The organism is Stappia taiwanensis, assembly GCF_014635285.1.
In the GTDB taxonomy this organism is placed as follows: domain Bacteria; phylum Pseudomonadota; class Alphaproteobacteria; order Rhizobiales; family Stappiaceae; genus Stappia; species Stappia taiwanensis.
The window spans coordinates 21,158-42,140 of the sequence record NZ_BMCR01000009.1 but is presented as its reverse complement, the minus strand read 5'-3'; the positions used below and the strand labels follow the sequence as shown (position 1 = coordinate 42,140).

Sequence of the window (20,983 nt, the reverse complement as noted above, 5' to 3'; positions counted from 1 at the left end):
CGGGCGGTTTTTCATGGGCCGTCGCGTGGGGCTTATCGCTCGGTGAGTTTCAGCTCGATGCGCCGGTTGCGGGCCAGCGCCTGCGGGTCGTCGCCGGACTCCAGCGGCTGGTATTCGCCGAAGCCGGCGGCCACCAGGCGTTCCGGATCGACGCCCTGGCTGATCAGGTAGCGCACAACGGAAATGGCGCGGGCGGCGGACAGCTCCCAGTTGTTGCGAAAACGGCCCGTTCCGGAAAGCGGCTGGGCATCGGTGTGGCCGTCGACCCTGAGCACCCAGTTGATTTCCGCCGGGATCTGTACCGCCAGTTCCTTGATCGCCTCAGCGAGCTTGTCCAGTTCGGCCTCACCTTCCGGGTTGATGGTGTCCGCGCCGGAGGAGAACAGCACTTCGGACTGAAACACGAAGCGGTCGCCGACGACGCGGATATCGGAGCGTTGGGACAGGATCTCGCGCAGCCGGCCGAAGAAGTCGGAGCGGTAGCGGGACAGCTCCTGCACCCGCTGGGCAAGAGCGACATTGAGCCGTCGTCCGAGGTCGGCGATCTTCGCCTGGCTCTCCCGGTCTCGGTTTTCCGAGGCGTCGAGCGCGTCTTCCAGCGCGCCGATCTGTCGGCGCAAGGCGGCGATCTGCTGGTTCAGCAATTCGACCTGTGACAGGGCGCGCTGGGAGATGCGCCGCTCGTCATCGAGGCTGCTTTCAAGGGCGGCCAGCGCGCCGCTGGTCTCGCTGGCTCTGGACGAGGAAGCGGCGAGCAGGCCGGCGAGCCGCTCGCGTTCGGCCTCCGCATCGCCGAGATTGGCGGTCAGGGTGGCGATTGTGTCCTGAAGATCGCGGGTTCCGGCCCGCTCCAGCGCCAGCAACTCGGTCAGCTCGCTGATCTGGGCGTTGAGGCGATTGAGAACCGTGTCGCGACCGGACAGCTGCTGGCCGAGAAAGAACTGCGCCAGCACGAAAATCGTCAGCAGGAAGATGATGACCAGCAGCAGCGCGGCCATCGCATCGACGAAGCCGGGCCAATAATCGGTGCGGGCATCCCGCCGGCGCAGCCGCGTTCCGGCCATGGCTAGACCGCCTTCCGGGCTGCGGGGGTGAATGGGCGGCGGATCATCGGGTTTCGTCCCTGATCCGGTCGAAGGCGGTGGACATGGAGGCAAGCAGCTTTTCGATGCGCTTTTGCTGCTCCGACTGGTCGTCGGCCCAGTCCCGCATCATCTGCTGTTCGCTGCGCACATGCTGCACCAGGCCCTGAATGCCTTCGGCGAGATTGGCCATTGCCAGCGCGGCATTGGGCCCGGCACCGCCACCGCCGGTATCGGCGACGCTCTTGCGCAGGTCGTCGATGGCCAGCCGCAGTTCGGAAACGCCGCCATACCCGCCGCCGCCGAACTCTTCCGGTTCGATGTCGGTCAGGGTGGAGAGCCAGTCTTCCAACTCGTTGTAGAACCGGTTCTGGGCCTGTCCCGCCTGAAGGTCGAGAAACCCAAGCACCAGGGATCCGGTCAGGCCGAACAGGGAGGAGGAAAAGGCCGTGCCCATGCCGGAGAGCGGCGCTTCCAGGCCGGCCTTCAGATCTTCAAAGATCACATTGGCGTCGCCGGAGCCGACGTCGAGGCTCTGGATGGTCAGGTTGACCGACCCGACGGTCTGAAGCAGGCCCCAGAAAGTGCCGAGCAGGCCGAGGAACACCAGAAGGCCGGTGAGATAGCGCGCCATTTCGCGCGCTTCGTCGAGGCGCATGCCAATCGAATCGAGGATCGAGCGCATGGTGACCGGCGACAGGCTCATCTCGCCGCCGCGATTGCCGAGCAGCGTGGCCATCGGCGCCAGCAGAACCGGCGGACGGCGGACCTCCAGCCCGGGATCGCCCAGCCGGTAGCCATTGACCCAGCCGACCTCCGGCATCAGCCGGATCACCTGGCGGATCGCCAGCAGGATGCCGATCACGCCGGTGGCGATGATCAGGCCGTTGAGGCCGGGATTGCTCATGAAGGCGGTGGCGATCTGGCGGTAGAGGATCAGCGCAACGAACGCCACCACCGCCAGAAAGATCATCATCCGGATCAGATAGACCCAGGGGCTGGACAGGCTGTAAGGATCATACGCACGCGCCATGTCCGCTTCTCGACTCCCCGTTGAAGACGAGCCTTTGATAGCGTGAATGCCCGCCGCGTGAAAAGCCGTAATTCTGTCCGAGAACGCGCTCAGCCGCGGGCGTTGGCCAGCAGCTTGCGCAATTGTCCGTGAATCTGCTCGTTGCCGGCGACAATCGAGCGGCTTTCGAACATGTTGTTGCCACCGTTGATATCGCTGACGTAGCCGCCGGCCTCGCGCACCATCAAGAGCCCGGCCGCCATGTCCCAGGGGGACAGGCCATGCTCCCAGTAGCCGTCGAAACGCCCGGCAGCGGTCCAGGCGAGATCGAGCGCGGCGGCGCCGCAGCGGCGCAGACCGGCAACCTCGCCCATCACATGGCGGATTTCCTTCAGGGAGCGGGCGTGATCGCCAACGCCGAGGAAGGGAATGCCGGTGCCGATGACGCAATCGGGCAGCGACTTGCGGGCGGCGACGCGCAGGCGGCGGTCGTTGAGGAACGCGCCCTGGCCGCGTTCGGCAGTGTAGAGCTCGTCCATGGCCGGATTGTAGATCACGCCGGCGACGATGGTGCCCTCGCGCTCCAGCGCGATCGACACGTTGAAGATCGGAATGCCGTGCAGGAAGTTGGTGGTGCCGTCGAGCGGATCGACAATCCAGCGGTGCTGCGGGTCGTCACCTTCGATGGTGCCCGATTCCTCCATCAGCAGGCCGTAGCCAGGACGGGCCTTCTGCAGCTCGGTGCGCACGATCTTTTCCGCGTTGTGATCGGCGGCGGAGACGAAATCGCTCGGCCCCTTGCGCGAGACCTGAAGGTTTTCGACCTCGCCGAAATCGCGGGCGAGGCTGCGTCCGGCCTTGATGGCAGCCTGGACCATGACGTTGAGAATGGCGGAACGGGCCATGACGGCTCCTGAGCGTTGGCCGGACCGGCCCGCGTCTCACCGGCTGTGGCAAGGCGGGCGGTCCGGGGATGTTGGTCCGGGGAGGTGGCCGGGACGGGCCCGGCACGGAAAGCGTCAGTCGGCGCGGCGGACGTACTCGACGAGGCTGGTGTCGACGACGATGCGCTCGCCGGCGGTGATGAACGGCGGCACCATGACGCGGACGCCATTTTCCAGCATTGCCGGCTTGTAGGAGGAAGACTGGGTCTGGCCCTTGACCACCGCATCCGCCTCGGTGATTTCCAGCGTGACGAACTGGGGCAGGGTGATGCCGATCGGCCGTTCCTCATGCATCTCCAGGGTCACCATCATGCCGTCCTGAAGGAAGGCGGCGCGCTCGCCGACGAATTCGGCCTGCAGCTCGATCTGCTCGTAGCTTTCGGTATCCATGAAGACGAGCATGTCGTCCTGGGGATAGAGGTACTGGAAGTCCTTCTGCTCCAGCCGCACGCGCTCGACCTTGTCGGCGGAGCGGAAGCGCTCGTTGAGCTTGCGGCCATCGAGCAGGTTCTTCATCTCCACCTGGGCGAAGGCGCCACCCTTGCCCGGCTTGACGTGCTCGACCTTGACCACCGCCCAAAGGGTGTCCTGGTGCTGCAATACGTTGCCGGGCTTGATTTCGTTGCCGTTGATCTTCATGGGTCGGTCTCGTTTTCGGTCTGTCCGCCCGGTTGCGTCAACTGGCGCAGGAGCGGGCCATGATCTGTGGTGGGCGCGGGGGATCGTCATGGTCCTGCCCGCCCGGGGCTCAGCGTCAGCGCGAAACGGCATGGGCGATGGTCCGGGCCGGTGCGCGGCGCGCCGCCGGTGCGCGGTTTGTCCACCACACTTCCCCGCGCCAATCAAGCAAAAAGGTCGCAAAGGGCGTCTGCCCGGGGCCTGAAACTGCCCCTAAGGGGTCGTTTCGGTCGGATCCTCTTCCGGTTCCGGTATCGCTGGCGCATAGGCCTTGGCGAAGTCCTCCGCCTTGGTCCGCTGTGCCGGTTCGAGACCGGACAGGATGCCGTCGAGTTCCAGATCGGAAATGCCCGAGGCGCGTGCCGCCAGATGCCAGCCGGCGGCCTTCTCCACATCGCGGTCCCGGCCCCGGCCATAGGCATAGACCCGGGCCAGCCGGTTCATGGCCACCGGGTTGCCGGCTTTCGCGGCCTGTTCGAACCAGTTGGCCGCTTCCTGCTCATTGGGATCGACGCCGCGACCGTTGAAGCGCAGGATCGCGTAGCGCACCTGGGCGCCGACATGGCCCTGACGGGCGGCGCGGCCCATCCAGAACGCGGCGCGCCGTTCGTCGCGGAGATCGGCGGGGCCGTCGAGATAGAACTGGGCGAGCTGGAAGCGGGCGTCGATGTCGCCGAGATCGGCAGCCTTTTCCAGAAGGTCGCGGGCCTTTTCCGGGTCATAGGGGCGGCCTTCGCCGGTCTGGTAGAGGCCGGCAAGATTGTAGATCGCAGCGGCGATATCCGCCTCGGCGGCGATTTCGAACAGATCGCCGGCCTTTTTCCGGTCCTCAGGCACCCCGATCCCGTTGAGATAGAGAAGGCCGAGGCGCCCTGCCGCCTGCTTGTTGCCGGAGGAAACGGCAAGATCGTACCAGCTCGCGGCCTTGCGGGCATCGCGCGGCAGGCCGTGGCCAGTCTCATAAAGCACGCCAAGCAGGGTCTGGGCGGCGGAATCGCCCTGTTCGGCACGGGGTGTCGCGAGCGCCAGCGCCGTCAGGTACCAGCCGCGCTGGAAGGCGCCATAGGCGTAATCGGCATCCTCGCCCTGGACCTGAAGGGGCAGGGGCGGCTTCTGGCTGACCGGCGGCGTCAGGACCGGCGTTGCGGCCTCCGCCGGGCTGGGGGCGGCCAAAGTGCTGTCCCGGCGCCGCACGGGCGTTGCCGTGGCTTCCGCGGGAACGTCGGGAATGGCAATGGCCGGAGCGCTCTCCTGCGCGGCGGGGCTTTCAGATGAAGAGGGGGGCGCCGGGGCGGGGGCCGTCTCGGAAGGGGCGGGGGAGGCAGGCGTCTCCTCGGCGCGGGCGAGCGTTGCCGCGCCGATCAAAGTGGCGGCGGCAAAGGTTGCCGCGAGTAACCGGGAACTGGCTGTCGGGACGCTCATCCATCCTCCGCGACCGAAAGGGAATGGCGGGCGAGAATCGCATTGGCCGCGTTCACGGCCGCCGCCGGCCCTTCCGGATGATTCCAGACCGCGCCGCGCAGGGCAACGAAATCGGCGCCGGTGGCGGCGCAGGCCTCGACACTGTCCATGCTGGCGCCGGCAAGAGCGACGCAAGGGGTCTCGAACACCTCCGCCCACCAGGCGGCGAATTTCAGGGTCTTGGCGTGGGCTTCCGGCTCTTCCGACTGGTCGAGCAGGCCGAAGAAGACGTAGTCGACCCCGAGTTCGGCAACGCTCATGGCGTCGTGCCGGGTGCGCAGATCGCCGACGCCGACGATGCCATCGGGGCGGAAGGTCTCCAGCGCCCGTGCCAGATCCTCCGTGCCGCTGTCGACATGCACGCCATCGGCCCGGCAGCGCCCGGCGGTGCGGGTGTCGTTCTGCAAGAGAACGGCCGTCCCGGCGGCCTGGGCGATCGGCACGAGGCGTTCGACCAGTTTCTGGCTGGCGGCCTCGCCCCGGCCCTCATCGGTGACGAGCAGGCAGGCCACATCGCCGCCCGACAGCGCGTTGGCAAGCCGGTCCGCGAAGCTGTCGATATCCAGATCGGCGGGGGTGACGAGGTAGAGACGCGGGGTCAAGGCGGTGGCCCTTCAGGTTCGGATCGTCAAGGTGGCTGGCGGCTGGCGCCTTTTCACCAGAATGATCCCGTGATCACGGCAAAAGAGGGGCCGAAAGGCCCCTCTAGGTTCGCGCGACGCACCGGACGGGGCCGGTGCGGATCGGGTCAGGCGCTTTCCAGCGCCTTCTGCCATTCGCCCTTGGCGGCCAGACCGTTCATCTTCGCGCGGTGCAGGAAGGCGGCCTGCGCGGCGGCCACGTTCTCCGGCTTGCCACCCCAGGCCTTGAGCGCTGCCTGCTGCAGGGCGCGGCCATAGGAGAAGGTCAGCTTCCACGGCAGCGAGCCGGCCGCGTTCATCAGGTGCAGATGCTCGGTGGCCAGTTCGTCCGACTGTCCGCCCGACAGGAAGGCGATGCCCGGAACCGCCGCCGGCACCGTTGCCTTCAGGCAGCGCAGGGTCAGTTCCGCGACCTCTTCGGGGGCTGCCTGGATCGGTGCGTTCTTGCCCGGAACGATCATGTTCGGCTTCAGGACGATGCCTTCCAGCATGACGTCCATCTGGAACAGCTCGGAGAACACCGTGTTCAGGGTCCACTCGGTGACTTCGTAGCAGGTCTCGATGTCATGGGCGGCGGTCGGGCCGTCCATCAGGATTTCCGGCTCAACGATCGGCACGATGCCGGCTTCCTGGCAGAGCGCGGCATAGCGGGCCAGCGCATGGGCATTGGCCTGGATGCAGGTGCTCGAGGGCAGACCGTCGTCCTCGGAAATGTCGATCACCGCCCGCCACTTGGCGAAGCGCGCGCCCAGCTCGTAATACTCGGCCAGGCGCTCGCGCAGGCCGTCGAGGCCTTCGGTCACGGTCTCGCCTGGGAAACCGGCGAGCGGCTTGGCGCCCTTGTCGACCTTGATGCCGGGCACGGCGCCGGCTTTGCGGATCAGCTCCACCAGCGGGGTGCCGTCGGCGGCCTTCTGGCGGATGGTCTCGTCGAACAGGATCACGCCGGAGATGTAGTAGTTCATCGCCTCGGTGCTGCGGAACAGCATCTCGCGGTAGTCGCGGCGGTTGTCCTCGGTGTTCTCGGTGCCGATCTGATCGAACCGCTTCTTGATGGTGCCGGTGCTTTCGTCGGCCGCAAGAATGCCCTGGCCCGTGGCAACCATGGCTTCGGCGATATCTTCGAGACGCTCACTCATCGGATCTCTTCTTTCCTGTCATCGCAGCGCCGCGCAAGTCCGGCGGCTGGTCGGGAGCAAGGCCCGGATGCCCGAAAGCACGGGCCCGCTCCCCGGGTTCAAAACTCTAAGGTCGCCCATCCCGTTCTCGGGCTGGCACGACGGGTCGGGATCGCTCCCGAACCTATTTGCTCAGTGCCGCCACGCCCGGTAGCACCTTGCCTTCCATCCATTCCAGGAAGGCGCCGCCGGCGGTGGAGACATAGGAGAACGCATCTCCGACGCCGGCATGGTTGAGCGCGGCCACCGTGTCGCCGCCACCGGCAACGGAGATCAGCGGGCCGTTCTCGGTGCGGGCCGCGGCATAGCGCGCGGCAGTGACCGTCGCCACATCGAAGGGGGTGATTTCGAAGGCGCCGAGCGGGCCGTTCCACACCAGGGTGGCGGCGGCGTCGATCTTGGTCTTGATCAGTTCGACCGAGGCCGGGCCAAGGTCGAGAATCATGCCCGAGGCCGGCACGGCGTCGATCGCAACGGTCTCGTTGCTGGCGCCAGCCTTGAATTCCTGCGCGACCACCGCATCGAGCGGCAGCACGATCTCGCAGCCGGAGGCCTGCGCCGTGGCCATGATGGTCCGCGCGGTCTCGGCCAGATCGTGTTCGCACAGGGACGTGCCGACGTCGATGCCCTTGGCGGCGAGGAAGGTGTTGGCCATGCCGCCACCGATCACCAGCATGTCGACCTTGCCGACGAGGTTGTTCAAAAGCTCGATCTTGGAGGAGACCTTGGCACCGCCGACGACCGCAAGCACCGGCCGGGTCGGCGCGGTCAGGGCCTTGCCGAGGGCTTCCAGCTCCGCCTGCATGGTGCGGCCGGCATAGGCCGGCAGGCGATGGGCGAGCCCTTCGGTCGAGGCATGGGCGCGGTGGGCGGCGGAAAAGGCATCGTTGACATAGACGTCGCCCAGCTCGGCGAGTGCATCGGCGAAGCCGGCGTCGTTCTTTTCCTCGCCGGCATGGAACCGGGTGTTCTCCAGAAGGGCGATGTCGCCGTCATGCAGCGCGTCGACCACCGTGCGGGCGACGTCGCCAATGCAGTCGGCGGCGAAGGCAACCGGCTTGCCCAGCCGTTCGGTCAGCGCGGCGGCGACCGGGGCCAGGCTCATATCCGGCATGACCGCGCCCTTGGGACGGCCGAAATGGGCCAGCAGGATCACCCGCCCGCCTTTCTCGGAGATCTGGTTGAGGGTCGGCAGCACCCGGTCGATGCGGGTCGTATCCGTTACCCGGTTGCCGTCCATCGGTACGTTGAGATCAACGCGCACCAGCACGCGCTTGCCGGCAAGATCGGCATCGTCAAGGGTTCGGAAATCGCTCATCTAGGGTCCTCGACCATGATCTGGAAAGGGCCGCGTCCGGGAGGGCGCGGCCAAACCGGAAAGCGGGTTTCCGGCAGGGGGCAATGCGGCGCCGGGACGGGCTTCGTGCCCCGCCCGGCGCCGAATTTTGCGCGTCAGATGTGCTTCGCCAGAGCGACCGCCGTGTCGGACATGCGGTTGGAGAAGCCCCATTCGTTGTCGTACCAGGTGAGGATGCGCACCATGGTGCCGTCCATGACCTTGGTCTGGTCCATGTGGAACACGGACGAATGGCTGTCATGGTTGAAGTCGCAGGAGACCAGCTTGTCGTCGGTGAAGCCGAGGATGCCCTTCAGCTTGCCGTTGGCGGCGCTGCGGATCGCCTCGTTGACTTCTTCCACGCTGGTGGCGCGGCTGGCGGTGAAGGTCAGGTCGACCACGGAGACATTCGGCGTGGGAACGCGGATGGCGACGCCGTCCAGCTTGCCGTTGAGCTCCGGCAGCACCAGGCCCACGGCCTTGGCCGCACCGGTCGAGGTCGGGATCATCGACAGGGCCGCCGCGCGGGCGCGGTAGAGATCCTTGTGCATGGTGTCCAGCGTCGGCTGGTCGCCCGTGTACGAGTGGATCGTCGTCATGAAGCCGGTTTCGATGCCGATCGCCTCGTTCAGCACATAGGCCACCGGTGCCAGGCAGTTGGTGGTGCAGGAGGCGTTGGAGACGACCGTGTCGGCGCTCGTCAGGCTGTCATGGTTGACGCCGAAGACGATGGTCTTGTCCGCACCGCCGGCCGGGGCGGAGACCAGAACCCGCTTGGACCCGTTGGCCAGATGGGCGGACGCCTTCTCGCGGTCTGCGAAGATGCCGGTGCATTCCATCGCCACGTCGACGCCCAGCTCGCCCCAGGGCAGCTCTTTGGGATCGCGGATGGCGGTGACCTTGATCGGACCGGTGCCGACGTCGATGGTGTCGCCATCGACCGTCACGGTGCCGGGGAACCGGCCGTGCACGGAATCATAGCGCAGCAGATGGGCATTGGTCTCGACCGGGCCGAGATCGTTGATCGCGACCACCTGAATATCGGTCCGTCCGGATTCCGCGATTGCGCGCAGAACGTTGCGGCCAATGCGTCCAAAACCGTTGATGGCAACTTTCACGGTCATGTGTCACTCCCCGAATGCGGCGCCTTGCGCCTTCATCTCCGATCCCGCAGGGCACGGGTCGGCTGGAAAAGTCCCGGCCCGCCGCCAGGGCGACGCGGGCCGGTCCGTTGAAATCAGCGTCCCAGACGCTCCTTCGCCGCGGTCACGACCGCCTTGCTGGTAATGCCAAAGTGCTCGTAGAGCGCTTCGAACGGCGCACTCGCGCCAAAGCTGTGCATGCCGATGAAGATACCATCATTTCCGATAAAGCGATCCCAGCCCATGCGAATTCCGGCCTCGACCGCAACCTTGACGGTGCCGCCGCCGATGATGTCGGCCTGATAATCGGCGGACTGCTGCTCGAACCGCTCCATGCAGGGCACGGAGACGACGCGGGTGGCAATGCCGTCGCCTTCCAGAACGTCGCGGGCCTCAAGGGCGATGGCGACCTCGGAGCCGGAGGCGAAGATCGTCACGTCCGGCTCGTTCTCGCTGTCGGCCAGCACATAGGCGCCACGGGCACAGGCGTTGTCTTCCTCGTAGGTCTCGCGCACGGGGGCGAGGTTCTGCCGGGTCAGCGCCAGAACGCTCGGCGTCTGGCTGCTTTCCAGCGCCAGCTGCCAGCACTCCAGCGTCTCGGTGACATCGGCCGGACGGTAGAAGTCGAGGTTCGGGATCGCCCGCAGGGCGGCGTAATGCTCGACCGGCTGGTGGGTCGGACCGTCCTCGCCCAGGCCGATGCTGTCATGGGTCATCACATGGATGACGCGCTGGCGCATCAGGGCCGAAAGGCGCATGGCCGGACGGGCATAGTCGGAGAACACCAGGAAGGTGCCGGAGTAGGGAATCACGCCGCCATGCAGCGCCATGCCGTTCATCGCCGAGGCCATGCCATGTTCGCGGATGCCCCAATGGACATAGCGGCCGGTGAAATCTTCCGGCGTGATGGCAGTGGTCTGCTTGGTGCGGGTGTTGTTCGATCCGGTGAGGTCGGCGGAGCCGCCGATGGTCTCCGGCACCGCCTCGTTGATCATGCCGAGCACGTATTCGGAGGCCTTGCGGGTGGCCATCACCGGCTTGTCGGCGGCGATCTGCTTCTTCAGCGCCTGCACCGCGTCAGTGAAACCGGAGGGCAGGTCGCCGCGAATGCGCCGTTCGAACTCGCCGCGGGTTTCCGCGTCCGCGGCCGCCAGCCGCTTTTCCCATTCCTTGCGCGCCTGGCCGGAGCGCAGACCGGCGATGCGCCAGTTGTCGAGCACCTCGGCGGGCACGTCGAACGGCTCGTGGTTCCAGCCGAGCGCCTTGCGGGTCGCCGCCATTTCCTCAGCGCCGAGCGGGGCGCCATGCACCTTTTCCGAGCCGGCCTTGTTCGGCGCGCCGAAGCCGATGGTGGTCTTGGCGGCGATCAGGGTCGGACGGTCGCTCTCGCGGGCGGCGCGCAGGGCGTTGGCGATGGCGATCGGGTCATGGCCGTCGATGGAGACGGTTTCCCAACCGCTGGCCTCGAAGCGGGCGATCTGGTTGGTCGAATCGGTGATCGACACCTTGCCGTCGATGGAGATGCCGTTGTCGTCCCAGATGACGATCAGGCGCGACAGCTTCAGGTGACCGGCGAGCGACAGGGCTTCCTGGCTGATGCCTTCCATCAGGCAGCCATCGCCGACCAGCGCATAGGTGTGGTGATCGGCGAGCTCCGCGCCGAAGGTCTCGCGCAGGTGCCGCTCCGCCATCGCCATGCCGACCGCGTTGGCCAGGCCCTGGCCGAGCGGGCCGGTGGTGGTTTCGATGCCGGCGCCGTGGCCGTATTCCGGATGGCCGGCGGTCAGTGCGCCGAGCTGGCGGAAATTCTTGATCTGATCGAGGGTGAAGTCCTCGGAGCCGAGCAGGTAGTGCACGGCATAAAGCAGCATGGAGCCATGGCCGGCGGACAGCACGAAGCGGTCGCGATCGGGCCAGTCCGGCCGCGTCGGATCGTACTGCATGAACTGGGTAAACAGGACCGTCGCGATGTCCGCGGCGCCCATCGGCAGGCCGGGATGACCGGACTTGGCCGCTTCGACGGCGTCGGCGGCAAGGAAACGGATCGCATTGGCCATGCGGTGGTGCTTTTCGAGATCGCTCATCTGATTCCCGTTTGTCCCTCTTGAGGCCGCCGGCTGGCGACGCTGTCAGGGCTCGGTTTCCGGCTCGGTCTATCTCCCCGGTCCGGTCGTTGTGATCACGCGCAGGCGCGGCTCAAGGTAAATGCCGGCGCCATGTCTGCTTGCAAATCCGACCGCCCGGCGAGGCGGACCGACAAATATCAGGAACCTTGCGCGAGTCAACAAAGCCGGTTGCGCTGCGGCATACGGTTACGGCGCTTTTTGGCGTGGGCGCCAACCTGCGACCTGGACGGATGTGGATCGTTGACGGTCGGCCATCTCGCTTCCGCTGCCATGTGATGCTATAGCGAAGTCTTGGGCCGGGCTCCGGTTTGGCTCGGGCGGTCGGTTGCGAGCCTTGCAGGAAAGGTGCATGCGTCCTTTATTCATAGGAGCGCGTGCCGCCCTGGCGGCGCGGGCTGGCGGGACCGGGCACGGCGGCCTGAACGAGTTCAACTTCAATCCGGCGGGGATCCGGCAGCACTTGCAGAACATGGTGGACGGCGCATCTCATACCTCTGCGGACCCGGCGAACTCTCCGCTGGAGACCGCACTGGCGCGGCTGTCGCAGGCGATCGGCCGGCTGGAGGCGACGGCCCAGCGGCGGCTGGAGGCCGATGCGTCGGTCGACGGTCTGCAGGACGAGCTGCAGCGGCTGGGCGAGGACCGGTCGCAACTGGCGGCGACCCTCGATACGGCGGAAGCGCGGGTGGCGCGGCTGGAGGACGCCAACCGTGAGGTGTCGCGCCGGCTGGTCTCGGCGATGGAATCGATCCGGTCCGTTCTGGAAACGCACGGCGGCTGAGGGGCGACATGGCGCAAATCATCGTGACCATCAATGGCCGTAGCTTTCGCATGGCCTGCGACGATGGCGAAGAAGACCGGCTCACCGCGCTGGCCCAGCGCTTCGACGGCTGCATCGACAGCCTGCGGGGCAGTTTCGGCGAGATCGGCGATTTGCGGCTGACCGTGATGGCCGGCATCATGGTGACCGATGAACTGACCGAGCGCGAACGGCGCATCAAGGCGCTGGAAGAGGAAATCGCCGGCCTGCGCGATGCGCGCAGTGCGGCGCTGGCCCGTGTGGAGCAGACCGAAACGCTGGTCGCCGAACGAGTAGCGGCGGCCGCCGAACGGATCGAGGCACTTGCCGACGGGCTTGGCCGGGCGGGGCGCACGGACGAGGACTGACGCGCGCTGGCGGTGCCGGTTCGCGCTGGCGTTTTCGTAACTCTCCAGCTTTGTTGACGTTTCCCGCCATCGTCCGGTTTTGCACAGCCGTCATGCAGGCGCGGAGCGCTATTGCTGTTGTCTTTTTCCCTCCCGCGCGCCTATATCGGGGACGGCGTGGCTGCGCGGTTCGTCAGGAGACATATCCCCGGGGCCTTACGCATCCCTAGGGAGCTGTTCCTGCCCTTGCCTGTGGGCTCGGGCACACGGCGCCCACCTACACTGTAGGTTTCCCGGGATTGCAAACTCCAACGGCCGAGGCGGCCACGTCCATGATTGCCCGGCCATCAGTTCCCCTGCGAGCATTTCCTCGCGAGAAAGACAGATGCCGAATGCCGGCGCGGCGCTTGCGCTTTGGGCTCGCGCTCCGCACCATGGCCGGCCCCCGCCTTGTTCCTCGCCACCTCCCGAGATGCCATGACGCAGCCTGACAAGCCCTTCCCGGCGCCTTCCGGGGCTCCCGATCCGGACGAAATGCGCCAGCTCAAGGCGGCTTGCCGGTCTGGCGCGCTGGCCCGCCGGGCGGCGCTTGCCGCCAGTGCGCGGATCGAAGGGAGCCTGGCGCTGGCCGATCATGCGGCGGCGCTGGCGTTTCCCGGCGGTGCTGTTGTCTCCGGTTTCTGGCCGATCCGGGATGAGATCGACCCGCGTCCGTTGATGGATGCGCTGCGGGCGCGCGGCCATCCGCTTTGCCTGCCGGCGATGGTGGGCGAGGATCTGGTGTTTCGCCGGCTGACCCGGGACACCCCGCTGGTGCGCGGCGGGTTCGGGACGGTGGAGCCGGCCTCCGAGGCGGAGGAGGTGGTTCCCGACTGTCTGCTGGTGCCGCTGGCCGCCTTTGACCGGCGCGGGGCGCGGATCGGCTATGGACGGGGCTTTTACGACCGGGCGATTGCGCGTATCACCGACCGGCGCGGCGCCGTGCCGAAGACGGTCGGCCTGGCCTTTTCGGTTCAGCAGGCCAGCGCCGTGCCCGAGGAAGGGCATGACCGCCGGCTGGAACGGGTGCTGACCGAAGCCGGCCTGATCACCTGCGGCGCTGCCGCCTAGAGGAGAATTTTGCGTCATGCGACTGTTGTTTCTTGGCGATCTGGTCGGGCGTACCGGCCGACAGGCGGCCATCGAGATCCTGCCTTCGCTGGTCGAGAAGCACCGGCTCGATTTCGTGATCGTCAATGGCGAGAACGCCGCCGCCGGCTTCGGCATCACCGAGGAGATCCTGCAGGATGTGCTCGACGCCGGCGCCGATGTGGTGACCACCGGCAATCACGTCTGGGACCAGCGCGACACGCTGGTCTATATCGAGCGCCAGGAACGTCTGTTGCGGCCGGTGAACTTCCCGTCCGGCGCGCCGGGGCGCGGCGCCAATCTGTTTACCGCGCGCAACGGTGCCCAGGTGCTGGTGATGAACGCCATGGGCCGGGTGTTCATGGACAGTCTCGACGATCCCTTTACCGCCGTCGACATGGTGCTGGAATCGAGTCCGCTGGGGCGGGTGGCCGATGCCATCGTCATCGACATGCATGCGGAGGCCACCAGCGAGAAACAGGCGATGGCCCATTTCGCCGATGGGCGGGCGTCGCTGGTGGTGGGCACCCATACCCATGTGCCGACCGCCGATCATCAGATCCTGCCCGGCGGCACCGCCTACATGAGCGACGCAGGCATGTGCGGCGACTACGATTCCGTTCTGGGCATGGAAAAGGACGAGCCGGTGTCGCGGTTCCTGCGCAAGATTCCTTCGGGCCGCTTCACCCCTGCCAAGGGCACGGCAACGGTTTGCGGCGTGGCCGTGGAGATTGACGATGCCACCGGATTGGCGCTCGATATCGCGCCCTTGCGGATCGGCGGGCATCTCAGTCAGGCCCTGCCGCCCTCCTGGACGCAGGGGTAGGCGCAGCGGTTGGCAACGGCTCCGCGCTGGATTTTCGCGTGCGCGGGGCCTATAAGGCGCCGATCACCTTCATGGAAACGAAGCGGGACGGCGCGTGACGCGCGATGCCGCCGCCCCGACCCGACGAGGCAGGTAGGACGATGGCCGGACATTCCCAATTCAAGAACATCATGCACCGCAAGGGGCGGCAGGACGCGGTCCGCTCAAAGATCTTCTCCAAGCTGTCCAAGGAAATCACCGTCGCCGCCAAGATGGGCGGACCGGACATCAACGCCAACCCGCGCCTGCGCCTTGCCGTGCAGAACGCCAAGGCCCAGTCCATGCCCAAGGACAACATCCAGCGGGCGATCAACAAGTCCCAGGCCGGTGAGGGCGACAACTACGAAGAGCTGCGCTACGAGGGCTACGGCCCGGCGGGCGTTGCCGTGATCGTCGAGCTTCTGACCGACAACCGCAACCGCTCGGCCTCCAACGTGCGCTCCTACTTCAGCAAGTGCGGCGGGTCGATGGGCGAGACCGGCTCGGTCGCCTTCATGTTCGACCGGGTCGGCGAAATCGTCTACCCGGCGGCGGTCGGCAGCGCCGATGACGTGCTGGAGGCGGCGATCGAGGCCGGCGCCGAGGACGTGCAGTCCGACGAAACCAACCATGTGGTGACCTGCACCTTCGAGGATCTCGGCGATGTGTCGAAGGCGCTCGAAGCGGCGCTGGGCGAGGCGGAGACCGTGAAGACGATCTGGCGGCCGCAGACGCTGACCCCGATCGACGCGGACAAGGCCCAGACCATGCTGAAGCTGGTGGCGATGCTCGAAGACGATGACGACGTGCAGAACGTCTATGCCAACTTCGACATCGACGAGGAAACCCTGGCGAGCCTGACGGCGGCCTGAGCGCGTTTCCTTTGCGAAAGTTCTTGAGCGCTTCGGATTGCCCGGGGCAGATCAATTCATGTGCCGCGCTCCTGCGCGGCACATGTCGTTTTTGGGGGCGGTAAAGGATCCCGGGAGTCGCTTGGGGCGATGTCGTGTTGAGTGGACTGTCGGTTGTCCGCTTCGGCGTAAAAGATATATCTGAATTATATCTAATGTCGTTATTTGTTAAAACTTTAGACTAATTTTGTATTAAAGTATTCGTGCAATTTTTCCTTGCAGCCTGTGAGGCTGTTGGGAGGGAAAAACAATGACCGCAGATGATACCATCGCGTCCCGGCGCGCGTTTTTCGGTCTTTCGGAAGATGCGGCCTTCCAGTTGAAGAGCATCAAGCCTCTGATCATGCAGGCGCTACCAGGGATCCTCGACAGTTTCTATGATCATGTGAGTGCCTTTCCGGAAACGGACGCTTTCTTCCGGAACAGGGCGCACATGGATCATGCCAAGGCGATGCAGATCCGGCACTGGGACCTGATCACCGACGGGCGGTTCGATGCGGATTACGTCACCTCGGTGACGCGGGTCGGCGAGACGCACAATCGTCTCGGTCTGGAACCGCGCTGGTATATCGGTGGCTACAATTATCTGGTGGCGGGGCTGCAGGCGGCCATCCTCCAGAGGTTTTCCGGTGGGGGCGTCTGGCGCAGGTCCTCGGAGAAGGCCGCCGCGCTCAATCGGGCGATCCTGGCGGCGGCGCTGCTGGACATGGATCTCGCGATTTCCGTCTATATCGACGCGGGGCGGCGGGATCGGCGGGAGACCCTGGACGGGCTTGCGGAGCAGTTCGAGGGTGCGGTCGGCACCATCGTTGCGGCCTGTGTCGCCTCGGTCGAACAACTGGGGGCGGCCTCCGGCGATCTCGGCGAGGTGTCGAGCAACACCCTCGGGCGGGTCGGGGAGGTCTCAAGCGCGGCCGCCGAGGCAGCGGGCAATGTGCAGGCGGTGGCCTCCGCCGCCGAGGAACTTTCGGCCAGTATTCATGAAATTGCCCGCCAGGTCAGCGATGCGACGCGGATTTCCGGTCGGGCGGTCAGCGATGCGGCCCGGTCAAACGATAAGATCCGCTCCCTGACGGTGGCGTCACAAAAGATCGGTGATATCGTCCGCTTGATCAGCGATATCGCCGAGCAGACCAACCTCCTGGCGCTGAATGCGACCATCGAGGCGGCGCGGGCCGGGGATGCGGGGCGTGGCTTTGCCGTGGTCGCGGCAGAGGTGAAGGGGCTTGCGGAACAGACCGCCCGGGCGACGGCGGAGATTTCGACGCAGATTTCCGACATTCAACAGGCCACCAGCGACTCTGCCGAGGCAATCGAAGGCGTGTCCGCGACCATCCAGAACATGAGCGAGATTTCGGCGACGATTGCCGCAGCGGTGGAACAGCAGGGGGCAGCCACCGGCGAGATTTCTCGCAATATCGTTGAGGCGGCGGCGGGCACCGGCCGGGTCTCGGACAGCGTTGCCGGGATCTCCCGCGCCGCCGAACAGACCAGCGACGTGTCCGGCCGGGTGCGCGGCGAAGCCGGCGCGCTGGGAGACCAGGTCGCCCGATTGCGCCAGCGCATGGGCGAACTGATCGAGACGGTGCGGGCCGCCTGACCCTAGCGGAGCCAGCCGTCGAGGGCGGGCAGGCTGGTCAGCGCCGACATCAGGATGATGCCAAAGGCAACAGGCCGGTAGGCGTCCTGATGGGCGGCGCCGAACAGCCGCGCTCCGAGAAAGATGCCGAGGCCGTAGAGCGGCGCGGCGACCATGACCAGCGCCAGCACCTGCAGCGTGTAGAAGCCGTTGGCGAGGAACGCCGTGAAGGCCGCGAGGCTGACGATGGCGAAGAAGGTGATCAGGTTGGCGCGGATGATGGCGGCCGGCTGCGGGCCGGCGGCCCAGAACACCACCACCGGCGGGCCGGAGACCTGGGCGACACCGGAGAGTACGCCGGCGACGGCGCCGACGCCGAGCGAGGTGGCCCGGCCGGGCACGCCGTGATAGCGCCAGCCCAGCATCAACAGGCTGACGGCCCCAAGCACGATCACCGACAGCGACCAGCGCAGCGCCAGCACATCGGCATGGGCCAGCATCGCGGCCCCGACCGGCACGGTCAGCATGGCGGCGAGGGTGACCGGCGCGACCGTTGGCCAGTCGCAGCGCCGGACCGCCCCCAGCAGCATCGGTACGGTGACGAACCAGTCGAGGATCAGAAAGCCGGCTGCGGCCGCGGCGGGCTCGATCACCGTCGAGGCGACCGGCATGAAGATCATCGCCGCGCCGAACCCGGCAAACCCCCGGACCATGGCGGCGATGACGATGGCGGCGGCCAAGAGCCACAGATCCGGCGCTTGCGGAAGATGCTGGAGGAGACTGGCGGCAAGATCCTGCATGGTGGGTCCGGGGCGAGAGGGCGAAGAGATCGGCCGCTCGGAAAGCCGGGCCGGATCCGTCTGCATCTGCCGCATCCTCGCGGGAATGGCAAGGGGGATGCGCGCCTCGGTGGCTTCTCCGGCGCGGGCGCGCCGGGTGTTCACGGGGCTGGTCTACGCAGTGAGGGGCGGGAAAACCCGGCGGAAGGGCCGGAAAAAGCCGACTGAAAGGCTTGCGAGGACCGTCCCGGCTGGTCATCGAGGGGGAATGGCGTTACCGCTTTGTTCCATGACAACGGCGATTCGCATCCTCGGCATCGATCCAGGTCTCCGGCGCACCGGCTGGGGGCTGATCATTGCCACCGGCAACCGGTTGTCCTTCGGCGGCAGCGGCACGATCCTGTCCGACAGCAAGCTGAGCCTGGCCGAACGGCTGCGCCAGTTGCATGACGGATTGCAGGAAGTGCTGCAGCGCGAGCAGCCGGAGGAGGCGGCGGTGGAGCTGACCTTCGTCAACAAGGACGCCGGCGCCACCTTGAAACTCGGTCAGGCGCGCGGCATCGCCTTGCTGGTGCCCGCGCTCAACGGTTTGAGCGTTGCCGAATATGCGCCCAATCTGGTGAAAAAGACCGTTGTCGGCACGGGACATGCCGAAAAGGAGCAGATCCGCATGATGGTGAAGGTCTTGATGCCGAAGGCGACGTTCAACTCCGACGACGCGGCCGATGCGCTGGCCATTGCCGTCTGCCATGCCCAGCATCGCGGGGCGGCCGCAGCCACCGCCCGCATCGCCGCGCGGATCGGCTCATGATCGGCAAGCTGAAGGGGCGCGTCGACGAGATCGGCGAGGATCACGTGCTGCTCGACGTGGGCGGTGTCTGCTATCTCGTCTACTGTCCCGCGCGGACCTTGCGCGATCTTCCCGGACCGGGCGAGGCGGCGGTCTTGTTCATCGAGACCATGGTGCGCGAGGACATGATCCGCCTCTACGGGTTTGCCTCGGTGGCGGAGAAGGCGTGGTTCCAGCTCCTGATGACCGTGCAGGGCGTCGGTGCCAAGGTGGCGCTCGGGGCGCTGGGGCTGCTCAGCGCGGCGGAGATCGCCAATGCCATCGCGCTCGGCGACACGGCGACCATCACCCGCGCGCCGGGCATCGGCAAGCGGGTGGCGGAACGGATCGTCGGCGAGTTGAAGAACAAGGCGCCGGCCTATGCCAGCATCGACGCGGACACCGTCGCCGTGGCGCAGACCGCCTCGGCCGCGGTGCCGACGGCCGTGGGCGATGCGGTGTCGGCGCTCGTCAACCTCGGCTATGCTCAGCCCCAGGCCAGCGCCGCCGTTGCCGCCGCCGTGAAATCGGCGGGCGAGGACGCCGGCGCCGAGAAGCTGATCCGGCTGGGGCTTAAGGAACTGGCGACATGAGCGGAGACATGGACCGTATCGACGACAGCGACCGGTTGGTTTCGTCCGCCGTGCGCGGCGACGAGATCGATACGACCATGCGGCCGCAGCAGCTCGACGATTTCGTCGGGCAGGCGCAGGCGCGGGCCAATCTCAAGATCTTCATCGGCGCGGCCAAGGCGCGCGGCGAGGCGCTCGACCATGTGCTGTTCGTCGGGCCTCCGGGCCTTGGCAAGACGACGCTGGCGCAGATCATGGCGCGGGAACTGGGCGTCAATTTCCGTGCGACCTCCGGTCCGGTGATCGCCAAGGCCGGCGATCTGGCGGCGCTTTTGACCAATCTGGAAGAGCGCGACGTTCTGTTCATCGACGAGATCCACCGGCTCAGCCCGGCGGTGGAGGAGGTGCTCTATCCGGCGATGGAGGATTTCCAGCTCGATCTGATCATCGGCGAGGGGCCGGCGGCGCGCTCGGTCAAGATCGACCTGGCGAAATTCACGCTGGTGGCGGCCACCACCCGGATCGGCTTGCTGACGACGCCGCTGCGCGACCGCTTTGGCATCCCGGTGCGGCTGCAGTTCTACACCAGCGAGGAACTGGAGCTGATCGTCACCCGGGGGGCGCGGATCCTCGGCATCGGCATGAGCCCGGACGGGGCGCGGGAGATCGCCCGCCGGGCGCGCGGCACGCCGCGCATCGCCGGGCGGCTATTGCGGCGGGTGCGCGATTTCGCCGTGGTTGCCGGCCAGGAAACGGTCGATGCGGCCATCGCCGACCGGGCGCTGACCCAGCTTGAGGTGGACAATGCCGGGCTCGATCAACTCGACCGGCGCTATCTCAACCAGATTGCCCTGAAATTCGGCGGCGGGCCGGTCGGCATCGAAACCATCGCCGCCTCTCTGTCGGAACCGCGCGACGCGATCGAGGAGATCGTCGAGCCCTACCTGATCCAGCAGGGGTATATTCAGCGCACGCCGCGCGGGCGCGTCCTGACGCCGCAGGCCTTCGCCCATCTCGGGCTGGCCGTGCCGGGCGGTGGGCCAGCGGTACAACCGGGGTTGTTCGGCCATGACGCGGACTGACCGGCCGCAGGAGGCAAACTGGCCGGATCTGGCCGGGCGGCGCGAGGCGCGCGGCCATGTGCTGCCGGTGCGGGTCTACTATGAGGACACCGACTTTACCGGTGTCGTCTATCACGCCACTTATCTGCGCTTCATCGAACGAGGCCGCTCGGACATGCTGCGGCTGGCCGGCGTGCATCATCACGAACTTCAGCAGGGCGCTCATGGCGGCGCGCTTGCCTTTGCCGTCCGCCGGATGGAGATCGACTTCCTGGCGCCGGCGCGGATCGACGATCTTTTGGAGGTGGTGACCCGGCTGGACAGCGCCCGAGGCGCGCGCCTCTGCCTGTCGCAGGAGGTGCGGCGCGGCGATGAGGTGCTGTTCCGAGCCTCGGTGACCGTGGCGGTGATTTCCGCCGAAGGCCGGCCGCGCCGGCTGCCGGAAGCCCTGATTGCGCTGCTTGAAAGCGACACGCAGGCCGCGTCTTAACGCTGCAGTAACCCTAACGACCCCTTAATGCGGTGAGTTTTCGG

The 20,983-nt window shown here is 66.7% G+C and carries 21 protein-coding genes and 1 other RNA gene; 11 read left to right on the top strand and 11 right to left on the bottom strand.

Annotation, left to right across the window (positions count from 1 at the left end; translation table 11 throughout):
* Nucleotides 1–32: 32 nt before the first annotated feature.
* From IEV83_RS17570 to tkt, 10 genes are all read right to left on the bottom strand, one after another.
* Complete coding sequence (locus IEV83_RS17570) at nt 33–1,064, bottom strand: peptidoglycan -binding protein (RefSeq protein WP_181760509.1); 1,032 nt, start codon at nt 1,062–1,064, stop codon at nt 33–35.
* Nucleotides 1,065–1,107: 43 nt separating this feature from the next.
* The gene (locus tag IEV83_RS17565) at nt 1,108–2,115 is read right to left on the bottom strand and encodes a flagellar motor protein MotA (protein WP_181760508.1); all 1,008 of its coding nucleotides are present in this window, start codon (nt 2,113–2,115) and stop codon (nt 1,108–1,110) included.
* An 89-nt stretch (nt 2,116–2,204) separates the two neighbouring features.
* Nucleotides 2,205–2,999 (bottom strand): inositol monophosphatase family protein, encoded by a 795-nt coding sequence (locus tag IEV83_RS17560; protein ID WP_181760507.1) that lies wholly within the window; start codon nt 2,997–2,999, stop codon nt 2,205–2,207.
* Between the two features lie 114 nt (nt 3,000–3,113).
* Complete coding sequence (gene efp, locus IEV83_RS17555) at nt 3,114–3,677, bottom strand: elongation factor P (protein WP_181760506.1); 564 nt, start codon at nt 3,675–3,677, stop codon at nt 3,114–3,116.
* A gap of 252 nt (nt 3,678–3,929) precedes the next feature.
* Nucleotides 3,930–5,138, bottom strand: coding sequence for a tetratricopeptide repeat protein (locus IEV83_RS17550; RefSeq protein ID WP_181760505.1), 1,209 nt, complete (start codon nt 5,136–5,138; stop codon nt 3,930–3,932).
* Complete coding sequence (locus IEV83_RS17545) at nt 5,135–5,779, bottom strand: thiamine phosphate synthase (RefSeq protein ID WP_181760504.1); 645 nt, start codon at nt 5,777–5,779, stop codon at nt 5,135–5,137. The genes IEV83_RS17550 and IEV83_RS17545 overlap by 4 nt, the downstream gene beginning before the upstream one ends.
* Nucleotides 5,780–5,925: 146 nt before the next feature.
* Nucleotides 5,926–6,957, bottom strand: coding sequence for a class I fructose-bisphosphate aldolase (locus tag IEV83_RS17540; protein ID WP_181760503.1), 1,032 nt, complete (start codon nt 6,955–6,957; stop codon nt 5,926–5,928).
* A gap of 163 nt (nt 6,958–7,120) precedes the next feature.
* The gene (locus tag IEV83_RS17535; RefSeq protein WP_181760502.1) at nt 7,121–8,314 is read right to left on the bottom strand and encodes a phosphoglycerate kinase; all 1,194 of its coding nucleotides are present in this window, start codon (nt 8,312–8,314) and stop codon (nt 7,121–7,123) included.
* A gap of 134 nt (nt 8,315–8,448) precedes the next feature.
* Nucleotides 8,449–9,456 (bottom strand): type I glyceraldehyde-3-phosphate dehydrogenase, encoded by a 1,008-nt coding sequence (gene gap, locus IEV83_RS17530; RefSeq protein WP_181760501.1) that lies wholly within the window; start codon nt 9,454–9,456, stop codon nt 8,449–8,451.
* A gap of 113 nt (nt 9,457–9,569) precedes the next feature.
* The gene (tkt, locus tag IEV83_RS17525; RefSeq protein WP_181760500.1) at nt 9,570–11,558 is read right to left on the bottom strand and encodes a transketolase; all 1,989 of its coding nucleotides are present in this window, start codon (nt 11,556–11,558) and stop codon (nt 9,570–9,572) included.
* A gap of 391 nt (nt 11,559–11,949) precedes the next feature.
* On the opposite strand from tkt, the gene IEV83_RS17520 reads away from it, so the two are divergent.
* The 7 genes from IEV83_RS17520 (at nt 11,950) to IEV83_RS17490 (ending at nt 17,229) form a co-directional block, all read left to right on the top strand.
* On the top strand, nt 11,950–12,381 hold the full coding sequence (locus tag IEV83_RS17520) for a DUF4164 domain-containing protein (protein WP_308683743.1): 432 nt from the start codon (nt 11,950–11,952) through the stop codon (nt 12,379–12,381).
* 8 nt (nt 12,382–12,389) lie between these two features.
* Nucleotides 12,390–12,767 (top strand): cell division protein ZapA, encoded by a 378-nt coding sequence (locus IEV83_RS17515; protein WP_181760499.1) that lies wholly within the window; start codon nt 12,390–12,392, stop codon nt 12,765–12,767.
* 154 nt (nt 12,768–12,921) lie between these two features.
* Nucleotides 12,922–13,077: non-coding RNA, 6S RNA (ssrS, locus tag IEV83_RS17510), on the top strand.
* A gap of 146 nt (nt 13,078–13,223) precedes the next feature.
* Entirely contained in the window at nt 13,224–13,856 is a 633-nt protein-coding gene (locus IEV83_RS17505) for a 5-formyltetrahydrofolate cyclo-ligase (RefSeq protein WP_244628231.1), read from the top strand.
* A 16-nt stretch (nt 13,857–13,872) separates the two neighbouring features.
* Nucleotides 13,873–14,700 (top strand): TIGR00282 family metallophosphoesterase, encoded by an 828-nt coding sequence (locus IEV83_RS17500; RefSeq protein ID WP_181760498.1) that lies wholly within the window; start codon nt 13,873–13,875, stop codon nt 14,698–14,700.
* A gap of 140 nt (nt 14,701–14,840) precedes the next feature.
* Entirely contained in the window at nt 14,841–15,590 is a 750-nt protein-coding gene (locus IEV83_RS17495) for a YebC/PmpR family DNA-binding transcriptional regulator (RefSeq protein ID WP_181760497.1), read from the top strand.
* A 289-nt stretch (nt 15,591–15,879) separates the two neighbouring features.
* Nucleotides 15,880–17,229, top strand: a complete 1,350-nt coding sequence (locus IEV83_RS17490; RefSeq protein WP_181760496.1) for a globin-coupled sensor protein — start codon at nt 15,880–15,882, stop codon at nt 17,227–17,229.
* Nucleotides 17,230–17,231: 2 nt separating this feature from the next.
* On the opposite strand, the gene IEV83_RS17485 is transcribed toward IEV83_RS17490, so the two are convergent.
* Nucleotides 17,232–18,074: a sulfite exporter TauE/SafE family protein gene (locus IEV83_RS17485; RefSeq protein ID WP_209003229.1), complete on the bottom strand. Its 843-nt coding sequence runs from the start codon at nt 18,072–18,074 to the stop codon at nt 17,232–17,234.
* 202 nt (nt 18,075–18,276) lie between these two features.
* Here IEV83_RS17485 and ruvC point away from each other — a divergent pair, with 202 nt between their 5' ends.
* Genes ruvC through ybgC form a run of 4 tightly spaced genes read left to right on the top strand, consistent with a single transcriptional unit; the run spans nt 18,277 to nt 20,939 of the window.
* Nucleotides 18,277–18,798 (top strand): crossover junction endodeoxyribonuclease RuvC, encoded by a 522-nt coding sequence (gene ruvC / locus IEV83_RS17480; RefSeq protein WP_181760495.1) that lies wholly within the window; start codon nt 18,277–18,279, stop codon nt 18,796–18,798.
* Nucleotides 18,795–19,409 carry a Holliday junction branch migration protein RuvA gene (gene ruvA / locus IEV83_RS17475; protein WP_181760494.1) on the top strand — a complete coding sequence of 205 codons (615 nt, stop codon included), beginning with the start codon at nt 18,795–18,797 and terminating at the stop codon, nt 19,407–19,409. Before ruvC ends, ruvA begins: the two co-directional genes overlap by 4 nt.
* Nucleotides 19,406–20,470 carry a Holliday junction branch migration DNA helicase RuvB gene (ruvB, locus tag IEV83_RS17470; RefSeq protein WP_245153019.1) on the top strand — a complete coding sequence of 355 codons (1,065 nt, stop codon included), beginning with the start codon at nt 19,406–19,408 and terminating at the stop codon, nt 20,468–20,470. The genes ruvA and ruvB overlap by 4 nt, the downstream gene beginning before the upstream one ends.
* On the top strand, nt 20,457–20,939 hold the full coding sequence (gene ybgC / locus IEV83_RS17465) for a tol-pal system-associated acyl-CoA thioesterase (protein WP_181760493.1): 483 nt from the start codon (nt 20,457–20,459) through the stop codon (nt 20,937–20,939). Before ruvB ends, ybgC begins: the two co-directional genes overlap by 14 nt.
* Nucleotides 20,940–20,983 lie beyond the last annotated feature (44 nt).